The 23,353-nt window shown below is 67.5% G+C and carries 26 protein-coding genes; 17 read left to right on the plus strand and 9 right to left on the minus strand.

What is annotated here, in order from left to right:
- The first annotated feature begins 68 nt into the window (after window positions 1-68).
- Together ACZ46K_RS18450 and ACZ46K_RS18455 are read left to right on the plus strand one after the other, a co-directional pair.
- Window positions 69-524, plus strand: coding sequence for a response regulator (locus ACZ46K_RS18450; RefSeq protein WP_464744024.1), 456 nt, complete (start codon window positions 69-71; stop codon window positions 522-524).
- On the plus strand, window positions 455-676 hold the full coding sequence (locus tag ACZ46K_RS18455; protein ID WP_464744025.1) for a response regulator transcription factor: 222 nt from the start codon (window positions 455-457) through the stop codon (window positions 674-676). Before ACZ46K_RS18450 ends, ACZ46K_RS18455 begins: the two co-directional genes overlap by 70 nt.
- Here the strand turns inward: ACZ46K_RS18455 and ACZ46K_RS18460 are convergent.
- Window positions 618-2,492, minus strand: coding sequence for a sensor histidine kinase (locus ACZ46K_RS18460; RefSeq protein ID WP_464744026.1), 1,875 nt, complete (start codon window positions 2,490-2,492; stop codon window positions 618-620). The genes ACZ46K_RS18455 and ACZ46K_RS18460 overlap by 59 nt on opposite strands.
- A 139-nt stretch (window positions 2,493-2,631) precedes the next feature.
- On the opposite strand from ACZ46K_RS18460, the gene ACZ46K_RS18465 reads away from it, so the two are divergent.
- Together ACZ46K_RS18465 and soxR are read left to right on the plus strand one after the other, a co-directional pair.
- On the plus strand, window positions 2,632-3,798 hold the full coding sequence (locus tag ACZ46K_RS18465) for an epoxide hydrolase family protein (RefSeq protein ID WP_054806752.1): 1,167 nt from the start codon (window positions 2,632-2,634) through the stop codon (window positions 3,796-3,798).
- A 118-nt stretch (window positions 3,799-3,916) separates the two neighbouring features.
- Window positions 3,917-4,366, plus strand: coding sequence for a redox-sensitive transcriptional activator SoxR (gene soxR, locus ACZ46K_RS18470; RefSeq protein WP_054810306.1), 450 nt, complete (start codon window positions 3,917-3,919; stop codon window positions 4,364-4,366).
- 39 nt (window positions 4,367-4,405) lie between these two features.
- Here soxR and ACZ46K_RS18475 read toward each other — a convergent pair whose 3' ends face one another.
- Window positions 4,406-5,509 carry an ATP-binding protein gene (locus tag ACZ46K_RS18475; protein WP_054810308.1) on the minus strand — a complete coding sequence of 368 codons (1,104 nt, stop codon included), beginning with the start codon at window positions 5,507-5,509 and terminating at the stop codon, window positions 4,406-4,408.
- Window positions 5,502-6,197 (minus strand): response regulator transcription factor, encoded by a 696-nt coding sequence (locus tag ACZ46K_RS18480; protein ID WP_464744027.1) that lies wholly within the window; start codon window positions 6,195-6,197, stop codon window positions 5,502-5,504. The genes ACZ46K_RS18475 and ACZ46K_RS18480 overlap by 8 nt, the downstream gene beginning before the upstream one ends.
- Window positions 6,198-6,335: 138 nt before the next feature.
- Between ACZ46K_RS18480 and ACZ46K_RS18485 the strand changes: the two genes are divergently transcribed.
- Window positions 6,336-6,899 carry a M15 family metallopeptidase gene (locus tag ACZ46K_RS18485; protein WP_464744028.1) on the plus strand — a complete coding sequence of 188 codons (564 nt, stop codon included), beginning with the start codon at window positions 6,336-6,338 and terminating at the stop codon, window positions 6,897-6,899.
- A gap of 34 nt (window positions 6,900-6,933) precedes the next feature.
- On the opposite strand, the gene ACZ46K_RS18490 is transcribed toward ACZ46K_RS18485, so the two are convergent.
- Window positions 6,934-7,569, minus strand: a complete 636-nt coding sequence (locus ACZ46K_RS18490) for an AMIN-like domain-containing (lipo)protein (RefSeq protein ID WP_464744029.1) — start codon at window positions 7,567-7,569, stop codon at window positions 6,934-6,936.
- 43 nt (window positions 7,570-7,612) lie between these two features.
- Window positions 7,613-7,954 carry an inorganic pyrophosphatase gene (locus ACZ46K_RS18495; protein ID WP_054806755.1) on the minus strand — a complete coding sequence of 114 codons (342 nt, stop codon included), beginning with the start codon at window positions 7,952-7,954 and terminating at the stop codon, window positions 7,613-7,615.
- 480 nt (window positions 7,955-8,434) lie between these two features.
- Between ACZ46K_RS18495 and ACZ46K_RS18500 the strand changes: the two genes are divergently transcribed.
- The 4 genes from ACZ46K_RS18500 (at window position 8,435) to ACZ46K_RS18515 (ending at window position 12,269) form a co-directional block, all read left to right on the plus strand.
- Window positions 8,435-8,602: a hypothetical protein gene (locus tag ACZ46K_RS18500; RefSeq protein ID WP_464744030.1), complete on the plus strand. Its 168-nt coding sequence runs from the start codon at window positions 8,435-8,437 to the stop codon at window positions 8,600-8,602.
- A 267-nt stretch (window positions 8,603-8,869) separates the two neighbouring features.
- The gene (locus ACZ46K_RS18505; RefSeq protein ID WP_054810303.1) at window positions 8,870-9,427 is read left to right on the plus strand and encodes a DUF6226 family protein; all 558 of its coding nucleotides are present in this window, start codon (window positions 8,870-8,872) and stop codon (window positions 9,425-9,427) included.
- A gap of 265 nt (window positions 9,428-9,692) precedes the next feature.
- Window positions 9,693-11,210, plus strand: a complete 1,518-nt coding sequence (locus ACZ46K_RS18510) for a hypothetical protein (protein WP_464744031.1) — start codon at window positions 9,693-9,695, stop codon at window positions 11,208-11,210.
- 243 nt (window positions 11,211-11,453) lie between these two features.
- On the plus strand, window positions 11,454-12,269 hold the full coding sequence (locus ACZ46K_RS18515; protein WP_054806758.1) for an aminoglycoside phosphotransferase family protein: 816 nt from the start codon (window positions 11,454-11,456) through the stop codon (window positions 12,267-12,269).
- Window positions 12,270-12,305: 36 nt separating this feature from the next.
- Here ACZ46K_RS18515 and ACZ46K_RS18520 read toward each other — a convergent pair whose 3' ends face one another.
- On the minus strand, window positions 12,306-13,070 hold the full coding sequence (locus ACZ46K_RS18520) for an SDR family NAD(P)-dependent oxidoreductase (RefSeq protein WP_464744032.1): 765 nt from the start codon (window positions 13,068-13,070) through the stop codon (window positions 12,306-12,308).
- Between the two features lie 107 nt (window positions 13,071-13,177).
- Here ACZ46K_RS18520 and ACZ46K_RS18525 point away from each other — a divergent pair, with 107 nt between their 5' ends.
- The 5 genes from ACZ46K_RS18525 to ACZ46K_RS18545 are packed head-to-tail and all read left to right on the plus strand — an operon-like array spanning window position 13,178 to window position 18,399.
- Complete coding sequence (locus tag ACZ46K_RS18525; RefSeq protein ID WP_054808005.1) at window positions 13,178-14,122, plus strand: hypothetical protein; 945 nt, start codon at window positions 13,178-13,180, stop codon at window positions 14,120-14,122.
- Window positions 14,119-15,282: an STM4014 family protein gene (locus tag ACZ46K_RS18530; RefSeq protein ID WP_464744033.1), complete on the plus strand. Its 1,164-nt coding sequence runs from the start codon at window positions 14,119-14,121 to the stop codon at window positions 15,280-15,282. Before ACZ46K_RS18525 ends, ACZ46K_RS18530 begins: the two co-directional genes overlap by 4 nt.
- A complete protein-coding gene (locus tag ACZ46K_RS18535; protein ID WP_464744035.1) occupies window positions 15,279-16,133 on the plus strand; it encodes an STM4013/SEN3800 family hydrolase in 855 nt (284 codons plus the stop codon). The genes ACZ46K_RS18530 and ACZ46K_RS18535 overlap by 4 nt, the downstream gene beginning before the upstream one ends.
- On the plus strand, window positions 16,130-17,485 hold the full coding sequence (locus ACZ46K_RS18540) for an STM4012 family radical SAM protein (protein WP_464744037.1): 1,356 nt from the start codon (window positions 16,130-16,132) through the stop codon (window positions 17,483-17,485). Before ACZ46K_RS18535 ends, ACZ46K_RS18540 begins: the two co-directional genes overlap by 4 nt.
- Window positions 17,482-18,399, plus strand: coding sequence for an STM4011 family radical SAM protein (locus ACZ46K_RS18545; protein ID WP_054807909.1), 918 nt, complete (start codon window positions 17,482-17,484; stop codon window positions 18,397-18,399). The genes ACZ46K_RS18540 and ACZ46K_RS18545 overlap by 4 nt, the downstream gene beginning before the upstream one ends.
- On the opposite strand, the gene ACZ46K_RS18550 is transcribed toward ACZ46K_RS18545, so the two are convergent.
- Window positions 18,359-19,489, minus strand: a complete 1,131-nt coding sequence (locus ACZ46K_RS18550) for a M24 family metallopeptidase (RefSeq protein WP_464744039.1) — start codon at window positions 19,487-19,489, stop codon at window positions 18,359-18,361. The two genes, ACZ46K_RS18545 and ACZ46K_RS18550, sit on opposite strands and share 41 nt — an antisense overlap.
- 35 nt (window positions 19,490-19,524) lie before the next feature.
- On the opposite strand from ACZ46K_RS18550, the gene ACZ46K_RS18555 reads away from it, so the two are divergent.
- The 3 genes from ACZ46K_RS18555 to ACZ46K_RS18565 are packed head-to-tail and all read left to right on the plus strand — an operon-like array spanning window position 19,525 to window position 21,936.
- Window positions 19,525-20,508, plus strand: a complete 984-nt coding sequence (locus tag ACZ46K_RS18555; protein ID WP_464744041.1) for a 5'-3' exonuclease — start codon at window positions 19,525-19,527, stop codon at window positions 20,506-20,508.
- A gap of 7 nt (window positions 20,509-20,515) precedes the next feature.
- On the plus strand, window positions 20,516-20,770 hold the full coding sequence (locus ACZ46K_RS18560) for a hypothetical protein (RefSeq protein WP_054807734.1): 255 nt from the start codon (window positions 20,516-20,518) through the stop codon (window positions 20,768-20,770).
- 38 nt (window positions 20,771-20,808) lie between these two features.
- Window positions 20,809-21,936: a flotillin family protein gene (locus ACZ46K_RS18565; protein WP_054807733.1), complete on the plus strand. Its 1,128-nt coding sequence runs from the start codon at window positions 20,809-20,811 to the stop codon at window positions 21,934-21,936.
- 67 nt (window positions 21,937-22,003) lie between these two features.
- Here ACZ46K_RS18565 and ACZ46K_RS18570 read toward each other — a convergent pair whose 3' ends face one another.
- Window positions 22,004-22,615: a CG0192-related protein gene (locus ACZ46K_RS18570; RefSeq protein ID WP_464744043.1), complete on the minus strand. Its 612-nt coding sequence runs from the start codon at window positions 22,613-22,615 to the stop codon at window positions 22,004-22,006.
- 45 nt (window positions 22,616-22,660) lie between these two features.
- Complete coding sequence (locus ACZ46K_RS18575; RefSeq protein WP_054807732.1) at window positions 22,661-23,068, minus strand: SRPBCC family protein; 408 nt, start codon at window positions 23,066-23,068, stop codon at window positions 22,661-22,663.
- Window positions 23,069-23,353: the final 285 nt, after the last annotated feature.

Genomic DNA, 23,353 nt, shown 5'->3' on the forward strand with positions numbered 1-23,353 from the left:
GCGGGCCCATCCGATGGTGATGGGATAGTCATATCACCACCACGCGCAGCCGAGAGGGAAGAGGCTCCATGATTCGGGTGCTACTCGCCGAGGATGTTCGAGTCCTGCGTGATGCCCTCACGGCACTGTTGAACCTCGAACCCGACATCGATGTTGTCGCGGCGGTAGCCCGCGGCGACAAGGTCCTCGATGCAGCAGTCACGCACACCGTAGACGTCGCCGTCATGGATATCGACATGCCCGGCCTCGACGGTCTCGACGCCGCTGCCCGAGTACACCGGCAACTTCCCACCTGCCGCACCTTGATCCTCACCGGACTCGGCAACCCCGCGAATCTGCGCCGCGCGGCACGCGCACCCACGTCGACGGGTTCATTCTCAAGGACACGCACCCCCGCGATGTCGCCGATGCGATCCGCACGGTCGCCGCGGGTGGTCGTGTCGTCGACCCGCAGTTGGCGTATTCGACGCTCGATACCGCCCCCAATCTCCTCACCGAGCGGGAAGCGGATGTGCTGCGACTGACCGCCGGTGGTGCGACGCCACGCGAAGTCGCGACGTCGCTGCATCTCAGTTACGGCACCGTGCGCAACTATCTCGCCTCGTCCGTGACGAAGCTCAACGCACGAAACCGGGTCGATGCCATCCGGATCGCGGCGGAGGCAGGCTGGATTTGACCGAGGGCAACTCTGCCGTGACGGTGAAAACGTTGCCGCGCAGCACCTCGAATCTCCCACCGGCTTCGGTGACGCGCGCCGCGAGGTTCATCAGGCCGTTTCCTGTGTCATGGGCGGGTGTGTCGGCGACGTCGTTGCTGAGCGTCAGTCTGATGTGACCGTCGACTTCGGTGAGGGTCAGAAGGCAGCTACCGGTGCCGTGGCGGACCGCGTTCGTGGCCGATTCGCGCAGCACGGTGGCGAGAATCGCGTCGATGCGGGGGTTGACGATGACGTCGCTCGTCTCTGTTCGGAAGTCGATGCCCGCGGCGTGGAGAAGCTCGCGTGCCGCGTGCACTTCATGGTCGAACCGGAGGGTAGGCGTGCGGTCGGTGAGGGTGCGCAATTCCACCAGGGCGCGGTCGACCGTGCTGGTGAGTTGGTCGATCTCCGATGCTGCCCGGCCAGGGTCGAGTGAGGAGAGTCGGGCGGCCAGTTCGGCTTTCATCCCGATCGCCGACAGATGCCTGCCGAGGAAATCATGCACGTCGCGTTCGAGCCGGAGTCGTTCCTGGAGCACTGTGAGCCAGACGATCCCGTCACCCGCTTCCTGGATGGATCGGATCAGGCTCGGCACTCGGCAGTACGCGTAGACGGCGACGCAAATGGCACCCGACGACAGGAAGTACAGCCGATCACCCCAACTCGAGCCGGCAGGCAGCGTCGCCTGCTGGATCAGTAGGATCGCCGTTGCTGTTGCTCCTGCCCACACGGGGCGACACCGATAGATCGCGGACCCGATGACCAGAGGCACCAGTGCGGCGAACCGGATCCCGCCGAGCCCCAGCATGACCGTCAGGAGCGTGATGTGGGCGGGCAGTGTCCACTGCCACCACTGCGGTGGCCGACCGCCTCGGTCGGGAGTTCCGTGATAGAGCTGCAGTGCGGTGACCGCGAGTACCGCGCCGGTCGCGGCTACCCATCCGTGGACGGACTCGACGCCGAAGTTGGTGAGATTGACGAACGTCAGCACGGCGCTCCCGAGCACCAGCGCGGCTGCGAAAAGGCGAGCGAGCCTCGGCGAGACATCCGGGGCGGTCCCGTCCGGTCGGCGCGGCGTGTCGATCTCGTTCCGGGTGTCGGCGAGCGCGCGCACGGCAGCGGCCGCCCGGCGTGCGCGGTCGGCGACCTGTGTCATTCGGGCTTCGGTGTCCCGGTCGGTGCCGGAGGCCGTGAGTCGACGTGACGCGGCGAGGTCCGCGCCGACCGACGAGTGCAGTCGCGCGGCGGACCGTATCCGTTCCTCGCCGAGTGCCATGGCGGCGAGTGTGTTCTGCTCGGATTGCGCTCGGGCGGCCAGGTCGACGAGCAGCATGACGCCGAAGACCCAGACTCCGACCATCACGTCGATCACGAATCGCCCGAGGAGAGCTTGGGGTGACGCCCCGGTCTGGAAGACAAGTGCGGAGGTGAGGTCTGCGGCGACGAGCAGCACGAACACCAGCCAGGAGTGGTGTTTCGGTAGGAGGAACAATGCGATCGCCGAGGCGAGCCCGGCGACCGGGCCCCACGGGTCGCCGACCATCGGGTAGGGCGCGAGTGCGCATGCCGCGACGAACACGACCGTCAGGACTGTCAGGTGTCGCGGGATCACGCGCAATGCCGCGAGCAGGGCAGTGCCGGCAAGTGCGGCCAGTGCGACGACGCCGAGCGCAGCGCGCACACCCTCGGCACGGTCGTCGCCGTATTCGTGGGAGAACAGGAATCCGATTCGGGACACGCACCATGACATGAGGATCAGCACGAGCAGGGCTTTGGCAAGGTGTAGCTGACGCACCGCTCCCCTCCCCTGGTGTGGACGTCGCGTGTCGGGTGTCGGCGGCGTGCAGAATGCATGTCCTGCTCGTGCATTGTGCCAGCGCATCGATGCGCGGGGGCACTGCCGCACGGAGGCGGTAGCGACGAGGCTCGAAGACATGACCACACACACCGATTTCCCTGCCCCTACTGCACGCGATACGAAGGTTGTTCCGTTCCGGATCGATGTTCCGCAGGAGGCTCTCGACGATCTCGCTGAGAGACTGCGCCGCACCCGGTGGACCGGTGACGCCCCGGCAGACGGGTACGGCGTGAGCGTCGCTTCGGTGCGCCGACTCGTCGATTACTGGCAGACCGAGTTCGATTGGCGCGCACAGGAGGCCCGCCTCAATGAGTTTCCGCAGTTCACCACGATCATCGACGGGCAGCTCATTCATTTCCTGCACGTCCGGTCAGTGGAACCCGACGCGTTTCCGCTGGTCCTCACGCACGGGTGGCCGGGCAGCGTCGTCGAACTTCTCGATCTGATCGGGCCGCTGACCGACCCGGTGGCGCACGGCGGCAATGCCGCGGATGCGTTCGATGTGGTGATCCCGTCGCTGCCGGGGTTCGGTTTCTCGGGTCCGACGCAGGAGGCCGGGTGGAACGCCGAGCGGACGGCACGGGCGTGGGCGGAGTTGATGGCGCGACTCGGCTACGACCGGTTCGGTGCACACGGCAACGATGCGGGGTCGATGATCTCCCCGCGTCTCGGTGCGATCGCACCGGAGCGTGTCACGGGAGTGCATGTGATGCAGGTGTTCTCGTTCCCGAGTGGTGACCCGGCCGAGTTTGCGGAGATGTCGGAGCAGGACATGGCGCAGATGCAGCAGTTGCAGTGGTTCATGGAGAACAAGTTCTCGTTCAATCAGCTGCATTCGCAGCAGCCGCAGACTCTCGCGCACGCGTTGGCGGATTCGCCTGCGGGGTTGCTGGGCTGGCACCTGCAGTTGATGGATGACGGTGCGATGGGTGGGCGACGGCTGGACGAGGATTTCATCCTGACCAATGTCGCGCTCTACTGGTTGACGAATACGGCGGGCTCGGCGATCCGCATGTATTTCGAGGATGCGAAGACCGCAGGTGAGTCGGGGCCCACGGAGGTGCCGCTCGGTGTCGCGGGGTTTGCGGGCGATTTCACTGGGGTGCGCAAGTTCGCCGAGCGTGATCACCGGAACATCGTGTCGTGGAATCTGTACGACGCGCCAGGTGGTCATTACGCGGCACATCTGGAGACGGGGCTGCTCGCCGAGGACATTCGGAGGTTCTACCGCGGCCGTCGCTGAACGATCGGGCGGGCGGGTGGCGTCGGAGTGCCACCCGTTCCGTGCTGCGAGTGCGAGGTTTCGGTACTGTGCAGCACACCGGATCGGCACGTGCGTTGCCCTATGCAGGAAGGCTCTGATGACTGCTGGAGTGTGGCTGACACCCGGGCAGTTGTCGGAGCGTTCCGGTGTCGCGGTGTCGACGCTGCATTACTACGAGTCCCGCGGGCTGATCGACAGTCGTCGCACTTCCGGCAATCAGCGGCGCTATCGGCGCGACACGTTGCGTCGGGTGGCGTTCATCCGGATCGCGCAGGGGGTCGGTGTGTCCTTGGAGGACATCAAGAAGGCCCTCGATTCGCTTCCCGACAGTCGGGTTCCTACTGCGGAGGATTGGTCGCGTCTGTCGCTGATGTGGCACGACGAGTTGACCCGCCGGATCGAGGCGTTGACCGAGCTGCGTGATGATTTCTCGGGGTGCATCGGGTGTGGATGTCTGAGTCTGAAGAGTTGTCCGTTGGCGAACCCCGGCGACGTGCTCGCGAAGGAGGGCCCGGGCCCACGGCGGCTTCCGGTACGGGGGGACTGAGCGGCGGGTCGGCCTTGCTGATCGCCACGGAAGGCATCGTCACACGGCTCCATGTGGCACCGGGCCTGGCAGATGCACCGCAATGGTGAGGCCCCCGGTGGGCCGTGATGTGAGGGTGAGGTGCCCGTCGTGGGCTCGCACGATGCTCTTGACGATTGCCAGCCCGAGTCCGACACCGGGCTGGTCGCCGTGGATGCGTTCGCTGCCACGTTGGAATGGTTCGGTCAATGTCGAGACCAGCTCCGGCGCAAGTCGGTCGCCGGTGTTCTCGACGGCGAGCACCACCGACCCGCGCGACGTCGTCGTCGCCACCCACACGGCGCCGCCGTCGGGGAGATTGTGGACGATCGCGTTGTGCACGAGGTTCGTGGTCATCTGCAGCAGCAGCGCCTGTGATCCGACGAGCGGGGTGATGCTTCCGGAGACGTCGAGGGTGATGCCGCGCTTCTCGGCGAGGGGAAGGAGTGTCTCGGCGGCGTCCTCCGCGAGCAGGGACAGATCGACGTGTTCGCGGGTGAAGGAACGCTGGTCGGCGCGGCTGAGCAGCAGCAACGCTTCGGTGAGCTCGATCGCGCGGCCGTTGACCACGCGTAGCCGGTCGAGGAGTTCGCCGGTGTCGCGGTTCGGGTCGTCGTGCGCGACGTCGAGGAGTGTGCGGGTGATCGCCAGCGGGGTGCGCAGCTCGTGGGAGGCGTTGGCTGCGAATCGCTGCTGTTCGGCGACGTGCGCTTCGAGCTGCGCGAGCATCGTGTCGAAGGAGTCGGCGAGTTCGCGGAACTCATCTCGGCGGCCGGGTAGCCGGATCCGGTGGGAGAGCGACCCGTCTGCGGCCATGCGGGTGGCGTCGGCGATGCGAGTGAGCGGGGCGAGCATCCGACCGGCCAGAATCCACCCGCCCACGAGACCGAACACCAGCAAGAACGCCAGCACCAGTATTGCTGCCGGGACGAAGACGGCTGGGCCGAAACTTCTCGGGTCGAGGACGCGTAGGAAGTCGGACAGGTCGGGGACGTACAGGCTGTTCGACCCTCGCAGAAGGAACACCCAGACCGCAGCGAGCAGCAAGGCACCCGCGATCACCAAGAATCCGGCGTAGCTGAGCGTGAGTTTGAGGCGGACGCTCAATCCTTGGCCCCTATCCACGCTCCGCTCCCCCGTCATCGGCGTCCGGTCCCGTGTCGATGCGATATCCGACGCCGGGCACCGTGGCGATGAGCCAGGGTTCGCCGAGGCGTTTGCGGAGCGCCGAGACGGTGATGCGCACCGCGTTCGTGAAGGGGTCTGCGTTCTCATCCCACGCTCGTTCGAGGAGCTCCTCGGCGCTGACAACACCACCGTCGGCGCCCATGAGGACCTCGAGCACGGCGAACTGCTTGCGGGTGAGCGCGATGTAGCGGCCGTCGCGGTAGACCTCGCGGCGGAACGGGTCCAGTCGCAACCCAGCGATCTCGCGCACGGGCGGCCGGTGATGAGCACGCCGCCGGTCGAGGGCGCGAAGCCGGAGTACGAGCTCGCGGAGCGCGAACGGTTTGGTGAGGTAGTCGTCGGCGCCGAGCTCGAATCCGGAGGCCTTGTCGTCGAGCCGGTCGGCGGCGGTGAGCATGAGGATCGGCATGCCGCTTCCCGAGGCGACGATGCGCTCGGCGACGACGTCACCGGACGGTCCGGGGATGTCGCGGTCGAGGACGGCGATGTCGTAGGCGTTGATGCTCAGCAGTTCGAGTGCGGTGTCACCGTCCCCGGCCACATCGGCAGCGATGGCCTCGAGGCGCAGGCCGTCGCGGATGGCATCGGCCATGTAGGGCTCGTCCTCGACGATCAACACGCGCACGTCCTCGATGCTACGAGCCGACTCATATCGTGGATGTATCGAAATCTGCATACGTGCCGGCAACACGAGGTGGCGTTGGTTGGGGTCATGTATTCGAGCCACTCGACACGAACGGGACCGCGCGGTCGCCGATCGGCAGTGTTCGTCGCACTGGCGGCCGCCGGGGTCCTGCTCATCACCACAAGACCAGGAATCTTCGACGACGACACGACGACGTCTGCCGCGATGCTCGACCAGCGTGGAGGTGAAGTGCGACCAGGCGACGCGGCGCGCGGCGACGTCACGGTGTTCGACGACGACGTCCCTGCGGTCGCCGGCCTCGATCCCGATCTGCTCGACGCGCTGCGCAGTGCCGCGACGGATGCGGCAGCCGAGGGGATCGTGTTCCATGTCAACAGCGGCTGGCGTTCCGCCTCCTATCAGGATCAACTGCTTCGTGAGGCGGTGGCCGAGTACGGCTCGGTGGAGGAAGCCTCGCGGTGGGTCGCCACCGCGGAGACCTCCGCCCATGTGCACGGGGACGCGATCGATGTCGGTCACTCGGATGCCTCGACGTGGTTGTCCGAGCGGGGTGCCGAGTACGGGTTGTGCCAGATCTACATGAACGAGCCGTGGCATTACGAACTGCGACCGGATGCGCGAGTCGACGGCTGCCCGGCCATGTATGCCGACGCGTCGCGTGATCCGCGGATGCATCAGTGAGCGATCCGCTTCGGCCGGTGGGTGTGTATGTGCCTCATCCGTCTTCCGCCGCGACAACGATGGTGAGTGTTCCTGTCTCGGGGGAAGAGTCGACGGTCACGGTCGGTGTACCCGCGCGGGTGCCGAGGTAGGACTGCGCGATGGTGGCGCTGCTGGGATAGCTCAGGACCTCGACCACCGCGGAGGCATCGCCTTCGGGCGAGAGCCGCGCGGGCAGCGCGGTGTCGCGCCAGGCGGCGTCGGTGTCCACTCCACTCAGGTCGATCTGCAGAATGCACGAACCTGCGATCGGGACGGCGGCATCGGTGGCCCGTAATCGGGGCTCCTGCACGAACCGGGCAGACCAGCCGACGGCCCCATCCCCGCTGAGCGCGAAGACAACAGTGTCGTTCTCGCCGAATTCGACCGACTCCAGCAGCGGGTGGATCACCGGAGGGACGCTCTCGCCTAGTTCGAGTGGCCGGTCACCCGGCACGACGGTGGGTCGCGCCGACGCCGGATCCCCCACCCGCAGTTGCCCGGACAACGAATCGAAGCGATCACAAGACCCGTGCGTTGCTCCAGCGTCGGAGCGGGAGCCGGTGACATCGACCGTGACGCATGCCGTCGTCACCGCAGCGACCGACAGCACCGACACCGCGGATACAACCTGGCGCCTCGACCAGGTCATGGTGTGCCCTCCCCCGGATACGGTCGGTGCCGGCGGTGAATGCTCAGCGGTGAACGATCGTCGTCCCGAGACGGAGCGTCCCGGACAGGAACGCGAAGACCTCATCGATCTCTCCGGGTATGCAGTCCAGCAGAACCTTGACCTCCACATCACGTTTGCCGGCGTCCACTGTGAGCGCAACCGCGGTGACACCTGCACCCGCGCTGCTACCGACGAACACGTCCACACCCTCACCATCGGCAGCGATGGTGCCGTCGAGGAAACCGTAGTCCAGCGGATAGATCACGTTCGGAAATCGCGGGTGCGCAGAGCCTTCGGGCCGGTCGATCCGGATCTGAGCCGAGCGGGCAAGCGCGTCGAGGGCATCGAAGAACGACGATTGCATCGGCCCAGTATGCGCTTTCCTCCGGCACACATCGCAGTCGTCAGCGCCATTACCGCTGCTCGTAGGGCGCAGAGGTTTACGTCCAGTGGGTTTTGAGCGCATCGACGAGTTCCCGCGCGCGTTCGTCCGGGAAGAACAACCGGGCACCAGGAACTTCGATGACCCCCGTCGCTCCCGGGATCAGATCGACGAGCCAGTCCGCCCGGGGACGGCGGAAGAAGAAGTCGCCGGTGCCTCACACGATAGTGGTCGGCACCTCGCAGGCACTGAGAGCCGGGCGAATCGGGGCAAGCAGGGTGAACGAGGTGAAGTCTTGTCCTGCATCTGAAGCGCCGGTGTGGGACACGGTCGAGCCCGCGGTATCGCAGGATGTCTCGGGTAGCCGTGAGGGACGTGGATCTGGACCGCCTGGCATGTAGGTGGCAGGAAGTATCAGGTTTACGTAGACGCTCGAACACAGGCGCTGCGCGGTGACATGCGATGCCCGCACCAACGTTTGCTGGGCGTGACCAGCAGGAGCGCCTCGCGGTGCAGCGTCTCCTCGTCGAGAGCTCGGTCGGCCAGTGCATCTGTCCGGTCGTGGCCATGGCGGCATCGATCGCGGCGGGGTCGGCGCCGGTGATCGTCATACCGGGAACGTGGGCGTGAATCCAGTCATCGATGCGGGCCCACTGCGCGTGCATCGAGGTGGTCGATCCCGTGTCGACCATCGCGTCGGTTCGGTGGACGCGTGGTACGACTGGGGTGATTCGTTCGAGTTCGGCTGCTTCGGCCATGCGGCGGCGGACATTGCCCGAACGTCGATATCGGACGTTCGTTGGCGGGTCGCGTTGGCCGGTTGTGGCCGCTCAGGCGACACTTGCGATGCGCCTTCCATCCGGACGGCGTTTTCGGGCAGTCGAAACAGGGATGGCAATGAAAGATCCGCCGGAGGAGGCCTACGGACGGGTGACCAACCCGCAGCGGTTCGCGCCGCTCATTCCGGCGGCCGACAAGCTGGTCGCGGACCTCGTACGACGGTTCGACGTGACCGTCACTCGTGGACCGGCCGTGCCGTGGCCCGCGTCGGGTGTTCAGCCGATCGAGTCGATACGGATCGCTCCGCCAGATTCGGATCAGGCTCCGTTGACGATCACCACGACGTCGTTTCCTGGGCTGTACCTGAATGTGGGTGCCTGGCAACACATCGCGCTTCCTGCGTGCGGCTGCGACGCGTGCGACGAGCAGATCGACAGCGCCGTCGACGATCTGGTCAAGTACTGCACGGCACTGGCAGAAGGGAAACTGACCGAACGCATCAACATTTTCCGGCGGGTACTCGAGCACAGCTGGGACGGTGACTGCTGGAGTCGCAGCGGGACCCTGGCTCTATCCCCGAAACGCGCAAGCGAACTGCGTGCCAGCCCGGTTCAGCCGCCGAAGGACGGGCACTGGCGTCCCTGGCCGATGAAGGGATCTGACGGCATCCAGTGAGATGAGAGCACAGGAAGGAGCGATCCGCAGTGACCTCAGACCCGTTCGGCGCCCGATTGGTGATCGTGCTGTTCGAAAGACAGCCGCATCACTGGCGTTGCGCGGGACCGAATATCCACACGCCTCGTGAACTGCCAGACGGCGCGACCACCGGTGTCTCACCGTGAAACGTCACGATGGGTTATCGGAGGCTTTGCTCGACTCACGCTTCCAGGAGAATCGTCCCTTGACCACACACCCTGTCCGACCACATCGGAGACTTTCCGTGCTGGTGACCGAGCTGGCCATCGGCGACGGCGAGGTCGCCCCACCGCAGGTCGGCGACATCGGACGATACCCGTTGCAATTTGTGGAAACTCCGCCGGACGTAGCGGATCCGAGCATCGTCACCGTCGAGGTCGACGTCGAACCACTCGACGACGGTGTCCCGCTGCGACAACCCGCACCGTCGCCTGCCCTCCCCGAACAGGACCGGTGGTGGGAATGGCGACTGTTCCTCCGCAGCGACGGGTGGACAGCCACCTGGTACAGCCGACGCCCCACCGTCGGGCGGCAACAGCTCACCGGCCGGGTGATCGGAGACCTCGGCTACGCCACCACCGGCTCGGCCACGGGCCGGATCCTGCGAGCACAGGTCGTTTCCGACAATTACCAGCTCCGCGAGCAGCCTCCGACCGAGCCGACACGTCCCCCACGATGGATTCCCATCCCCGGCACCCGCCAATTCCGGGAAGTGCAGGCGGCGACAGGGGTGTTCCGCGACGACACCCGCCCGACCCATCTGTCTCCTGGCGAGGACGTGATCCGCGAGTGCGGGGTGTTGGTCGATCTCGATCTCGACGACGTGCCACCGATACCGGTGCGGCCGGCTCTTATCCCGGCCGCGGTGTCCGCCCACGGTCGTGATGTCTGGATCGTCGATCGGGAGCTCCCGGTGGTGATTCGGCTGCGCGAGCAACGCGTGGTGGGCGAATACCGGCTTCCGGGTGCGATCCTCACCGAATTCGCGCACCGTCCCCGCTGGGTGGAGGCCGACGCCGAGGGATGCTGGGTTCTCGGGCGGGACGGGATCTTCCGCTGCGATCTCGACGGCTCGGCAGTCCGCGTCGACGAGCACCTGGTTACCGGTGCTGCCGCAATTCAGGGCGCACTGCTGTCCTGGCACCGCACCGACGAGCAGAGCATGATCAGCCTGCGGTGGCCGGACGGACGACACCAGGAACTCGACCCCGTCGACGGCCGCATCCACGTCGTGCACAGCGGACACGACGCGTTCGTGGGGGTACTGCACACCGGAACCGGCACGGACGACGGGCACTCCCGACTGTTCGTCCTCGACACCAACGGGCGCTTGCGCCTCGGCCCATCTCTGTCCTCGCTGACCGGCACGTTCCTCGTCGAAGGCAATCCCGTGCGGTTGGTCGATCCACGTGGACAGCAGGTGCTGTTCCGTCCGGATCTGACGGTCGGCGACGTCGAAGACATTCCGATCAGGGGATCTTCGGGTGGGACCGCCGGTCCGTGGGTGTGGGTCGTGCATCATGCGCGCGATGATCGGAGTATCGAGCCGAATCCCTACAGCGATTGGCACTGCCTGCTGTCGATACTCGATCCGGTCACCTTTGCCCTGCAGTGCCGCCTGGCCATTCACTCGCCCTACCCGGAAGTCTCCTACGACGGCGACGGACAGATCTGGATCGTCGCCGGTGGGGTGTGGGTCGTCGCCCCGCGATCGTCGCAGCCGGTGCACCACCTACCCGTCGACCAGCTCAGCGCGCGATGATCCACGTCGCACCGACTGCAGGAGCTACCCTGCCTCGCCACGACAACTACCGTATTCGGCGAAGATCGGCCTATCTTGGCCGCCCACGGTGCGACGGTAGGCGGCGAGTTCATCGGTCACGCAATCTCCTGAGCGGTCAGAGTTGCAAAGGGCGAACGATGACTGCGTCGGCTCAGCATGCGCGCAATTCGGGCGCAGCAGTACCGACGGGACTCCCCACCGCGGGTCTGCGAAGATCGGCTCGTGCCGCACGCGCCGTTACCAACCCACACCGACCTGCACCACACCGTTGCTGAACTGCGCCTCGAACCGACCGGAACGCCCTTCCACTCGCAGACGTCGCTGCTCTGCCCGGCCATTCACGACGGGCAATCCGTTTTCGTGAAGATCACCAACGATCCGGAAGAGCTCCTGGGAACAGAGGCGCTGGACCGATGGGCGGGCACTGGCGCAGTCCAGGTACTCGCCCGGTTCCGCAACGCCGTGGTGCTCGAACACGCAGGGCAGACCCTGCGGTCGATGCTCGCGGACGACACCGAGGCTGCCACGGTGTTGTGCCTCGTTGCTGACCGATTGCATTCGCACCATGTCGAGCACGTCGAATCCTTCCCGGGCCTGCGACGCTGGTTCTCCGCCCTGTTCGCCGACACCGACCCCGAGTTGGACGTTGTCAGGGACATCGCCGATCGGCTGCTCTCGGCGCCCGCTCAGCAGGTACTGCTCCACGGCGATCTGCATCATGACAACGTGCTGTACAGCACAAGGAGAGGCTGGCTGGCCATCGATCCGAAGGGAATCGTCGGGCCGCGAGAATTCGACTACTGCAACCTCTTCACCAATCCGACACCGAAGTCCGCGCTCAACTATTTCGACACACGACTGCGGGTCGTCACCGACACTTCCGGAATCGACACCATCGAACTCTTGCGCTGGATCACCTGCTGGAGCGCACTCTCGGCAATCTGGCACCGGCATGACGGGAACGTGGCCACCGCTGCGCTGCCGCACGCAATCACCGGGCTCGCCATGGAACGACTCCGGACACACCGCGCACTCTGAGGACAGCCGCCCCGAGACGGTGCCCGCAACCCGGCCCTACCGCGGCAACCGCCGCCACACCGCGCGCGGCAGCAACCGCATCCCGAAGAACACCGGCCGCAGCAACGACGGCACCCACACCTCACCGCGACCACGCTGCAACGCCCGCACCGTCGCATCCGCCACCTGCGGCGGGGTACTCGACAACGGAGCCGGGCTCATCCCCTCGGTCATCCGGCCGATCACGAACCCGGGCCGCACCACCAGCAGCGACACACCGCTGCCGTGCAAGGCGTCGGCCAGACCGGACGCGAACCCGTCCAGACCGGCCTTCGCCGACCCGTACACGTAGTTCGCGCGGCGTACGCGCCACCCGGCGACCGAGGAGAACACCACGATGCGGCCGCTGCCCTGCGACCGCAGGCGCTGCGCCAGCACGGTGAGCAGCCCGACCTGGGCGACGTAGTCGGTGTGCACCACCGCGACCGCGTGCGCGGGATCGGTTTCGGCGCGGACCTGGTCCCCGAGAATCCCGAAAGCGAGAACTGCTACATCGATGGGGCCGTGCGCAGCAATGATGGAGTCGAGGACCGCGGGGTGGGTGTCGAGGGCGTCGGCATCGAATTCGACGGTGTGCACCGCCGCCGCACCTGCAGCCCGCACCTGCGAGACCGGTTCGTCGAGGTGATCGGCGCGGCGCGCGGCCAGCACCACGGTGCGACCCTGCGCCAACCGCGCGGCGATCTCGACACCGATCTCGCTGCGTCCCCCGAACACGACGATGATGCCCGGCGCCGACGAACCGGCTGTGGTGTTGCTCATGATGCCAGTGTGCCGCGCGGCTCCCTCCGAAACGAGTCGGGGCCGTGTCATAAAGTGCCGACGGCACAGTTCGACCGACCCACTCCCTCGGAAACGGAGCATCACCGGTGACGATCGACACCCCCACCAGCACCTTCGCTGGACTCCCCATCCAGCAGTACAGCGCCGACACCACCACCCCCGCCGATCCGACTGCAGTCGCGTGGAAGCTCGCCACCGACTGGGAGCGTGGCGACGACGGATTCGTCGACGACCTGCTCTCCCTCGCCGGTCAGCCCTGGGCCGGGCAGATCACCGCGCTGGTGTTCGGCCAATGGTCGGAAGCCAGCGATCCGCTGCCCGCCGACAAGGTGGTGCCGCTGCTCGCGGCGTTCCCTGCGGTGCGGCACCTGTTCCTCGGCGATATGACCTTCGAGGAATCCGAGATCTCGTGGATCGACTGGGGCGACCTCGGCGCGGTCCTCGCCGCGTTCCCCCACCTCGAAATTCTCCAGCTGCGGGGAGGCAGCTCCACGACCATCAACGAGCCGGTCCCCTTCACCACACCGGCCCTACCCCACCTGCGCTCGCTGACCGTCGAATCCGGTGGTCTGCAACAGAGCTACCTCGAGCCATTGCTCGCCATCGACGCCCCCGCACTCACCGACCTCGAGATCTGGCTCGGCGTCGACAATTACGGTGCCATCACCGACCTCGAGCCGCTCACCGACCTGCTCGCCGGAACCCTGTTCCCGGCGATGACCAGACTGGGGTTGCGCAACAGCGAGCTGGCCGACCGCATCGCCGCGGCCCTGGCACAGGCGCCTGTCCTGCAGCGCATCACCGTGCTCGACCTGTCGAACGGCACTCTGACCGACACCGGAGCCGATGCCCTCGCCGCCGCTGATCTCGGAGCGGTGCGCACCCTGATCCTCGACCATCATTTCGTGTCCGACGAGGCGTTGACGCGACTGCGCGCGGCGCACCCGCAGATCGAGATCTCCGCCACAGACCGACAGGAACCCGAGACATACAGCGACGAGGTCTACCTGTACACCGCTGTCTCCGAATGACCTCCACTGCCGAACTGCTGGTCGTCGGAAACCCGGGCAGTCGCCGCACCACCCTGCTCACCGCGGCGCTACACCGGGCGGGGCACCCGACGCCGCAGGTGTTGAACTGGCAGGCCGTCCTCGCCGACGGACCTGCCTGCGCGGGAGCGGTCCTCACCGAGGCCCTCGCCGCGCCGGGCGCGCCGACGCTGGTGCGGATCGACTCCCCCGGCGACGACCCGATCGTCGACCGGTTGCTGCGCGGCGCACCCCACTGCGCGCCGCGCGGCGCGATCACCGCCGGCCCGGCCTGGCATCGGGGGTTCACCACCGCCACCGCCGCGCTCGGTGCGGCTGTCACCGCGGCCGGTGCATACCTGACCGCCGATCCCGGCGACCTCGGGGTGCTCTTCGACAAGGCCGCCTGCCATGCACGTCTGGACGGCGCCGGTGTTCCGGTGCCGGCCGCGCTCGACGCCCCCGGTTCCACCGCGGTCCGCGGCTGGGCCGACCTGCGCGGCAGGGTGCACACCCGCGGCTGGACCAGGGTGTTCGTCAAACCCGCCCACGGTTCGTCCGCGTCCGGAGTGCTCGCGCTGCAGCTGCGCGGGCGTGGCGTCGGTGCGGACGTGCTCGCGCACGGGCCGGTGCGGTGGCACCACGGACAGCCGGTCAACAGCCTCCGGCCCGGCACGTTCCGCGGCGAAACAGAAGTCGGCGCCCTCGTCGATGCGCTCGCCCCGCAGCGACTGCACATCGAACAGTGGTTTCCGAAACTGGTCCTGCATCGCAAGGCCGTGGATGTGCGGGTCCTCGTCGTCGCCGGTACCGCGACCCACGCGGTGGTGCGCACCTCCCACGGGCCGGTGACGAACCTGCACCTCGGCAACACCCGCGGACACCTCGCGACACTGCGCGCGGCGCTCGGCGACGCGGGGTGGCGGCGGGTGCTCGACGTCGCGGAAGCTGTCGCCCGATGCTTCCCCGGTATGCACGCCGTCGGGGTCGACGTGCTCGTCGGGGCGAGAGCCGCATCGTGCGGGCCGCAGCCCATCCCGGTGGCGGTCGCCGAAGTGAACGCATTCGGTGATCTGCTGCCGAACCTACCCGGCCTGCACCACCGCGAGCACGACACATACGACGCCCAAATTCACAGCCTGACCGGAGCTTTCACCGCATGACTCAGATCCCCGCGTTCCGCGATGCCGTCGGCACCCACGACATCGTGTTCGTCACCCTCGACACCTTGCGCTTCGATGTCGCCGACACCGAGCTGGCCGCCGGCCGCACCCCGAACCTCGCCAAGCTGCTCCCCGGTGGACGGTGGGAACGCCGCCACACCCCCGCGACCTTCACCTTCCCCGCGCATCAGGCGTTCTTCGCCGGTTTCCTGCCCACCCCGGCCGACGGCGGCGACCACGACCGGTTGTTCACTGCACAGTTCCCCGGTCACACCGAAGATCTCCTCGGGTCCGGCACCTGGCTGTTCGACGAGGCCACCGTCGTCGGTGCGCTCACCGCCGCCGGATACCGCACCGTGTGCATCGGCGGCGTCGGATTCTTCAACCGGCAGACCGCGCTCGGGTCGGTGCTGCCCGACCTGTTCGAGGAAAGCCACTGGAGCGAGGCCACCGGCGTGACCGATCCCGCCAGCTTCGATCACCAACTCGAGGTGCTCGACGCGCGCCTCGCCGTGGACGATCCGCGCCCACGGTTCGTGTTCCTCAACGTCGCAGCGTTACATCAGCCCAACCACTTCTATCTCGACGGCATCGCCAGCACCCCCGACACACGGCGCCCCGACACGCCGGCCAGCCACGCCGCGGCCCTGCGATACGTCGATTCACGGATCCCGAAGCTGACCGCGCTGCTCACCGCCGGTCCCCGGCCGGTGTTCCTGATCGTGTGCTCCGATCACGGCACCGCCTACGGCGACGACGACCGGCGCGGGCATCGGCTCGCGCACGACTGCGTGTGGACGGTGCCGTACGCGCACACCGTCCTGCCGCACCCGACGGAGGTACCGGCATGAGCGAGATCGGCATCGATCTGGACGCATCCCCGTACCAGGGATATCTGTATGCGTATCCGCACAAGAGCGCCTACCGGCCACTCGACCCGCCGCCGCGGCTGCGGGACGTGTGGGCCGAGCAGGAACTGTCGTCGCTGTTCCTCTACGCGCACATCCCGTTCTGCGAGATGCGCTGCGGCTTCTGCAATCTGTTCACCACCGCCCGCCCACCCGCCGACCGGGTCGCCGACTACCTGCGCACGCTGCGCCGCCAGGCTCAGCAGGTCCGCGCCGAACTCGACGCGACGGGCCGCGACGCGCACTTCGCCACCGCCGCGATCGGAGGTGGCACCCCCACCTATCTCGAACCGGCCGAACTCGACGACCTCTTCGACATCCTCACCGGATTCGCCCCCGAACTGCCGCACCTGCCGATCGGGGTGGAAACCTCCCCGGCCACCGCCACCGCAGACCGGCTCACGGTGCTCGCCGACCGCGGGGTGCATCGCGTCAGCATGGGTGTCCAGAGCTTCCTCGACCGCGAAGCGCACGCGGCGGGCCGTCCCCAACACCGCGCCGACGTCGACGCCGCCCTCGACCGGTTGCAGGACGGCCGGTTCCCCGTCGTCAACCTCGACCTGATCTACGGCATCGACGGGCAGACCCCCGACACCTGGCAGTACTCCCTCGACACGGCCCTCGCGCGGCGCCCCGAGGAGATCTACCTGTATCCGCTGTATGTACGGCCACTGACCGGGCTCGGTCGCCGCGCCGGCGACGAGCACCGACGCGATCCACAGTGGGACGTCCACCGCCTCGACCTGTATCGGCAGGGCGTCGCGGCGCTCACCGCCGCCGGATATCGACAGCAGTCGATGCGGCAGTTCCGCTGCGTCGATGTGCCTGGCGACGACACCGACTACTGCTGCCAGGACGACGGCATGATCGGGCTCGGCTGCGGTGCCCGCTCCTACACCGACACCCTGCACTACTCCTTCGACTATGCCGTCGGGATCCCCGCGGTCCGCACCATCCTCGACGAGTACAGTGCCACCACCGATTTCACCGGCGCCACTGTCGGCGTGCATCTCGACGAGCAGGAACAGCGCCGACGCTGGCTGATCAAAACCCTGCTGCGCACCGACGGGATGCGCACCGCCGACTACACCGCCCGCTTCGGCACCGACCCGACCGTCGACATCCCCGAACTCGGCGAGCTGTCCGCCCGCGGCTGGGCCACTCACCGTCCCGATCCCGCCGGTGGCACCGGGATCCGGTTGACCGACGCTGGGCTCGCCCACTCCGACGTCATCGGGCCGTGGCTGGTGTCGACCTCGATCCGCGCGGCGATGGCCGCGGCTGTAACCCGATGACCGGCGCGCCCGCACCCGAGCTGACGATTCTCTATCGTGGTCCGCTGGCGAGTTGCAACTACGACTGCCCGTACTGCCCGTTCGCGAAACGTCGCGACAGTCCCGCCACGTTGCGCGCCGACCGGGCCGCACTCGCGCGGTTCGTCGACTGGGTCACCCGCAATCCGCACGGGCATCGGCAGTTCTCGATCCTGTTCACCCCGTGGGGCGAAGCGCTGACCCGCTCGTGGTACCGCGACGCGCTGGTGACGCTGTCGCACCTCCCGCACGTCGGGACCGTCGCGGTGCAGACCAACCTGTCGTGCCGCACCGGCTGGCTCGCCGCCGCCGACCCCACCCGGCTCGCCCTGTGGTGCACCTACCATCCCGGTGAGACCACCCTCGAGAAATTCGTGGCGCGTACCGCCGAACTCGACGCGATCGGGATCCGGCATTCGGTGGGGATCGTCGGGCTCGCCGACAACCTCGACGCCGCACACGCGTTGCGCGCGGCGCTGCCTCAGCGCACCTACCTGTGGGTCAACGCCGAAGAGGGCCGCCGTTACGACCGGGCCGAGGAGGCAGTGTGGACCGTGCTCGATCCGCTGTTCGGGTACTCGGCGCACCCGCACCCGGCGGCGGGTCTTCCGTGCCGCACCGGGGAGAGCGTGATCAGTGTCGACGGTGACGGGCTGGTGCGGCGCTGTCATTTCGTCGCGGCGCCGCTCGGCAACCTCTACGACGGCACGTATCTGCGTGCACTACGGCCGCGACCGTGCCCGAATGCGGTGTGCGACTGCCACATCGGATACGTGCACCTCGAGACACTGCCGCTCTACGAGGTGTTCGACGGCGGGATCGTCGAACGCATCCCCGACGGTCGGCGGTTGCCGCTCAGCCCGGTAGTACCGTCAGCCCGTGCGGACGCCGATTGACCGATTCGCAGCCGTCGTCGGTGACGATGACGATGTCCTCGATGCGGGCACCCCATTCGCCGCGGAAGTAGATGCCCGGTTCGATGCTGAACGCCATGCCGGCCCGCAGCGGTTCGGTGTTCCCGCCGACGATGTACGGCTCCTCGTGTACCGACAATCCGATGCCGTGCCCGGTGCGGTGCACGAACACCTCCGCGAGGCCCTCGGCAGCGAGCAGATCACGAGCTGCGGCGTCGATGTCCTCGGCGCGCGCGCCCGGCTTCACGGCGTCGACCGCGGCCTGCTGCGCGGCCTCGAGCAACGCGATCTTCTCGGCGGCCGCGGGATCCGGATCGCCGATGCTGTAGGTGCGGGTCGAATCGGAGTTGTAGCCCGGCTCCACCGGGCCCCCGATGTCGATGACCACGATGTCCCCGGTGGTGATGACCCGGTCGGACACCTCGTGGTGCGGGTCGGCGCCGTGCGGACCCGACCCGACGATCACGAATGCCGCCTCGGTGTGACCTTCGGCGATGATCGCGGCGGAGATGTCCGCCGCGACCTGCGCTTCGGTGCGGCCCGGGCGCAGCCATTCCCCCATCCGGGCGTGCACGCGGTCGATGGCGGCGCCGGCGCGGCGCAATGCCTCGATCTCGTCACTGTCCTTGATCATGCGCAGATCCCGGATCACCGGCGTCGCGAGCACCGGGACGTGATCGAATGTTGCGGCAAGCGGCACCAGATGCAGCGCCGGCATCGCGTCGGCCACCGCGACCTTCCCCCCGGCGGGGACGAATTCCGCGACGATCGCGTACGGGTTCTGCCCGTCCACCCAGTCGCGCACCGGCAGTGCGAGCTCGGTGACAGCGGACTCGTTCAGCGACGCCAGCTCCAAGCGCGGCACGACGACCGCGGTCGGCGACCCGTCGGTGGGTATCACCAGGCAGGTGAGGCGTTCGAACGATTCGGCGCGGGACCCGATCAGATAGCGCAGGTCCGGGCCGGGGGTGATCAGGAGCGCATCGAGTCCGGCGGCGGCGCCGAGTTCGGCGGCGCGGCGCAGTCGGGCTCCGTAGCGGACGGCGGGGAAGCGGGACTCAGCGGTGCTCATGCCGTCGAGCCTAGTGCCCACCGACAGATGGCAGGATGAGGTCCGTGACCGAACCCGACACTTCCGCACTTCCCACCGGGGCGCCGTCGCTGATGCTGCTCGACAGCGCAGGCCTGTGGTTCCGCGCGTTCTACGGCGTGCCCGATTCCCTCACCGGCCCCGACGGCACCCCCGTCAACGCGATCCGCGGGTTCGTCGACATGGTCGCGACGCTGATCAAACGCAGGCGGCCCACCCGAATGGTCGCCTGCCTGGATCTGGATTGGCGGCCCGCATTCCGGGTCGCGGCGGTGCCCAGCTACAAGGCGCACCGCGTCGCCGCCGGATCTACCGACGGCACCGTCGAAGACGTCCCGCCCGCGCTGATCCCGCAGATCCCCGTGATCCTCGACATCCTCGCTGCCGCAGGGATCGCCACCGGCGGCGCCGACGGGTTCGAAGCCGACGACGTGATGGGCACCCTCGCTGCCACCGAACGCACCGATCCGGTGGTGGTGGTCAGCGGTGACCGCGATCTGCTGCAGGTCGTCACCGACAGCCCGGTACCCGTGCGGGTGCTGTATGTGGGTCGAGGGCTGTCGAAAGCCGAGTTGTACGACCCGGCGCTGGTCGCGGACAAATACGGGGTGCCCCTGGAGCGGGCCGGCGCCGCCTACGCCGAACTCGCGGTGCTGCGCGGCGACCCGTCGGACGGGCTACCCGGTGTCAAAGGCATCGGGGACAAGACCGCGTCCGGGCTGCTGATGCAGTACGGGTCGCTCGCGGCGGTGCGCGCAGCGGCACTCGACGAGTCGACGTCGCTCGCGAAAGGCATGCGCAGCAAGCTCGTCGCCGCGTCCGACTATCTCGAGGTGGCGACGCCGGTGGTGCGGGTGGCCACCGACGCGCCGGTGCGATGCTCGAAGTCCGACGAGTTGCCGTCGTCGCCTGCGGATCCGGACGCGTTGACCGCGCTCGCGCAGCGGTGGGGTGTGGAACGGGCCGTGGGGTCGCTCACCGCGGCCCTCGCCGGACAGTAACCCGCGCATGACCGACCAGAATCCGATCGGGACGATCGGACGACTCACGTTGGCCACCCGCGGTGCCGACGGGCCCGGACAAGTGGAATTGACGATCCGTGGCGGCCGTGAAACCTACACCGCGTGGTCCACCGAGCCGCTGCCCGCGATGTCCACCGTCCTGGTGGTCGCGAACCGCGGTGGCCGCGCCCTGGACGTCGAGCCGTGGCTCGACCTGGATTTCGGCAGTGCGACAGGCCATACCCACCGAGGCAGTACCTGAACACCTGACACAGCAGTACCCAACACAGAGGAGTTCGAATGTTCGGTTATCGAGTGCCCGCCCCCAACCAGGCCCTGCTCATCTCCGGTGGGAATCGAGGAGGCGACGGGGCACCGTTCCGTGTGGTCACCGGGCAGGGCGCGTTCGTGATCCCGGTCCTGCGTAAAGCAGACCTCCTGTCGCTGGACCTGCACGAAGCCCTCATCAAGGAAACGTGCGTGACCACCCAGGGCGTGGAACTGTCCGTCAGCGCGGTGGTCGCGTTCAAGGTGGGCAACGACAACGAATCGATCGTCAACGCTGCGCAGCGTTTCCTGTCCTCGCAGACGGGCGCGATGGCCGGCACCGTCGGGGAAATCTTCGCCGGTCACCTGCGATCCATCATCGGTTCGATGACGGTCGAACAGATCATCCGTCAGCGTGAAGTCCTCGCCTCTCAGGTGCTCGACAGCTCCAACGTGGAGATGGGCCGCATGGGTCTGATCGTCGATTCGATGCAGATCCGGTCCATCGACGACTGCGGCTCCGGCTACATCGATTCGTTGCGTGCACCGCACATCGCGCAGGTGGAGCGAGAAGCGAAAATCGCTCAAGCAGAAGCTGATCGGGCGTCCGCAGAAGCGCAGCAGGAATCGCGGCGTCGGCAGGCCGAATACACGCGCGAGACCGCCATCAAGGAAGCCGAGATCCAGGCCGAAACCGACCGCGCCATGGCGGAATCCGCCCAGGCCGGACCGCTCGCGCAGGCCACCGCCCAGCGTGAAGTCCTCGATGCGCAGGCGGAGTTGGCCGTCAAGCAGGCGGAACTGCGGGAGAAGCAGCTGCAGAGCGAGGTCATCAAACCGGCCGAGGCGAAGGCCCGCGAAACCGAGATCCTGGCCAAGGCGAAGGCCGAGGAGATCCGGATCCTGGCCGAGGCCGCCGCCTCCAACGATCGTGTCGCGCTGGATCAGACGCTGATCGAGCAGCTGCCGCTCATCGTCGAAGCTGCCGCGAAGGGCCTCGCGAACTCCAATCTGACCATCCTCAACGGTCAGGAAGGTGTCAACGACACGATCTCCGGCATGGTCGGTCAGGGACTTGCCGTGTTCGGGGCGCTGCAGAAGGGCATCCTGAGCGGTGACAAGGACGCCGACCGGACGGGCCCGCACGAGATCGCGGGCTGACCCGTAGTCCCCACGAGCGGTTGGAGCCACGGCGCGGCTCCAACCGCTCGTGGCCCCGGCGGCTCGTCTATCGAATGGCTGCGAGAAGCGCTCGGCCGGTGTCCCATTCACCGACCAGCGCGGAACCGGTCGGTTCGGTATCGACCGGGCGGTGGTGCACCACCACCGTCGTGCCTCCCGCTTCGATCACAGTGTCCGTTCCGGCAGCGGTTGTCCGTAGTTCGGTGACCGTCCGAACAGTCCCCGGCCCGGACCCGGTGCCCCGGATGCGCACGGTGTTCTCGATCTTCCGCGGTTCCGTGCCGTCGACGTGCACGAACTGCTCGGCTTCGCGTCCGGCACCGTCGATGGTGGCGAGCAACTGCCGGACGTAGACGGGGTCGGTCGTCGCGTCGTAGATGTAGCGGTGTCCGAGCACCGAATGCTCCATCTCTCCCACCAGGCGCGCCGTCGGCAGCGGTGCCCCGCGATAGGTCAGCGGCACCTGGTAGACGGACCCGTCCGCGTCGCGCACCAGATGGATTTCGATCCCGACCTCACCGGCCGGGTCGTCGAAGCGGTACGCACCGACCTGTTCGAGCACAGGAGTCGTACCCGCGTAGTAGTCGGTGGACGGCAGCCAGGCGGCGATCACTTCCCGCTTGGACGGCGACAATTGGGCTGCATACAGAAGGGCCACGCCCCGAGCATAACGGCGGCAGGTCTCCGTCTCAGGCATAACAGATCACCGGCGTGACTCCAGCGTCTGTTTGAAGACGCCGAGGCCGTGCTCCATCGCTGCGCCCATCGCATCCGCGAGGTCGTCCGGTTGCACGTCATGGATCCACACGAACCGGCTGCGACCGTCTCCGTGCGCGAAGACCTGCATCGAGGCGTTGTCGTGCGTCGGCTGCATCGTGTCCCCGATGACGGAGTACGCGAGGCGGCGAGTCCGGTCGTCGATCCCGATGAGCCGTTCTCGCACGATGGTTCCGTCGGCGAACGTGGCGATCCTGATGCCCGGCTCGGCGAGGACGCTGTCGGTGACGAAACCCGGCGCCATCCGCACGGGCCCGTCGGTGAAGTCGCCGACCACCGCCCAGACGTCCACTGGGTCGGTGTCGATGATGATCTCTTTCTGCACGGAAGCCATTGCTGTTCTCTCTCTTTGTGGTGGGAACACCACGCTACGAATCAACGCGGACAGCGACGGTCCTAAACGGAAGCGGCAATGAATCCGTCGGATCATGCCGCCCGGGCCGGCCGGTTCGTGGAAGTCCCCGGCCTACGCAAAAAGCTGTTGCCCGACCGCCGCGGCCACTGCTACCGTCCGGGGGCCGTGCAACAGAACGAGGAGGTGGTACCCGTGAACGCAGTATCGACAGGGGTGCTCCCTTCCGGGGTCACGGTCGGACGGTAGGTCGTCCGGGAGCGCCAA

Source organism: Rhodococcus sp. JCM 9793 (assembly GCF_055380405.1).

Bases quoted from the DNA above. Each gene is read 5' to 3' on its own strand.
- ACZ46K_RS18450 (WP_464744024.1), top strand. From the start codon at position 69: ATGATTCGGGTGCTACTCGCCGAGGATGTTCGAGTCCTGCGTGATGCC.
- ACZ46K_RS18465 (WP_054806752.1), top strand. From the start codon at position 2,632: ATGACCACACACACCGATTTCCCTGCCCCTACTGCACGCGATACGAAG.
- soxR (WP_054810306.1), top strand. From the start codon at position 3,917: ATGACTGCTGGAGTGTGGCTGACACCCGGGCAGTTGTCGGAGCGTTCC.
- ACZ46K_RS18490 (WP_464744029.1), bottom strand. From the start codon at position 7,569: ATGACCTGGTCGAGGCGCCAGGTTGTATCCGCGGTGTCGGTGCTGTCG.
- ACZ46K_RS18495 (WP_054806755.1), bottom strand. From the start codon at position 7,954: ATGCAATCGTCGTTCTTCGATGCCCTCGACGCGCTTGCCCGCTCGGCT.
- ACZ46K_RS18500 (WP_464744030.1), top strand. From the start codon at position 8,435: ATGCCCGCACCAACGTTTGCTGGGCGTGACCAGCAGGAGCGCCTCGCG.
- ACZ46K_RS18505 (WP_054810303.1), top strand. From the start codon at position 8,870: ATGAAAGATCCGCCGGAGGAGGCCTACGGACGGGTGACCAACCCGCAG.
- ACZ46K_RS18520 (WP_464744032.1), bottom strand. From the start codon at position 13,070: ATGAGCAACACCACAGCCGGTTCGTCGGCGCCGGGCATCATCGTCGTG.
- ACZ46K_RS18530 (WP_464744033.1), top strand. From the start codon at position 14,119: ATGACCTCCACTGCCGAACTGCTGGTCGTCGGAAACCCGGGCAGTCGC.
- ACZ46K_RS18535 (WP_464744035.1), top strand. From the start codon at position 15,279: ATGACTCAGATCCCCGCGTTCCGCGATGCCGTCGGCACCCACGACATC.
- ACZ46K_RS18540 (WP_464744037.1), top strand. From the start codon at position 16,130: ATGAGCGAGATCGGCATCGATCTGGACGCATCCCCGTACCAGGGATAT.
- ACZ46K_RS18545 (WP_054807909.1), top strand. From the start codon at position 17,482: ATGACCGGCGCGCCCGCACCCGAGCTGACGATTCTCTATCGTGGTCCG.
- ACZ46K_RS18550 (WP_464744039.1), bottom strand. From the start codon at position 19,489: ATGAGCACCGCTGAGTCCCGCTTCCCCGCCGTCCGCTACGGAGCCCGA.
- ACZ46K_RS18555 (WP_464744041.1), top strand. From the start codon at position 19,525: ATGAGGTCCGTGACCGAACCCGACACTTCCGCACTTCCCACCGGGGCG.
- ACZ46K_RS18560 (WP_054807734.1), top strand. From the start codon at position 20,516: ATGACCGACCAGAATCCGATCGGGACGATCGGACGACTCACGTTGGCC.
- ACZ46K_RS18565 (WP_054807733.1), top strand. From the start codon at position 20,809: ATGTTCGGTTATCGAGTGCCCGCCCCCAACCAGGCCCTGCTCATCTCC.
- ACZ46K_RS18575 (WP_054807732.1), bottom strand. From the start codon at position 23,068: ATGGCTTCCGTGCAGAAAGAGATCATCATCGACACCGACCCAGTGGAC.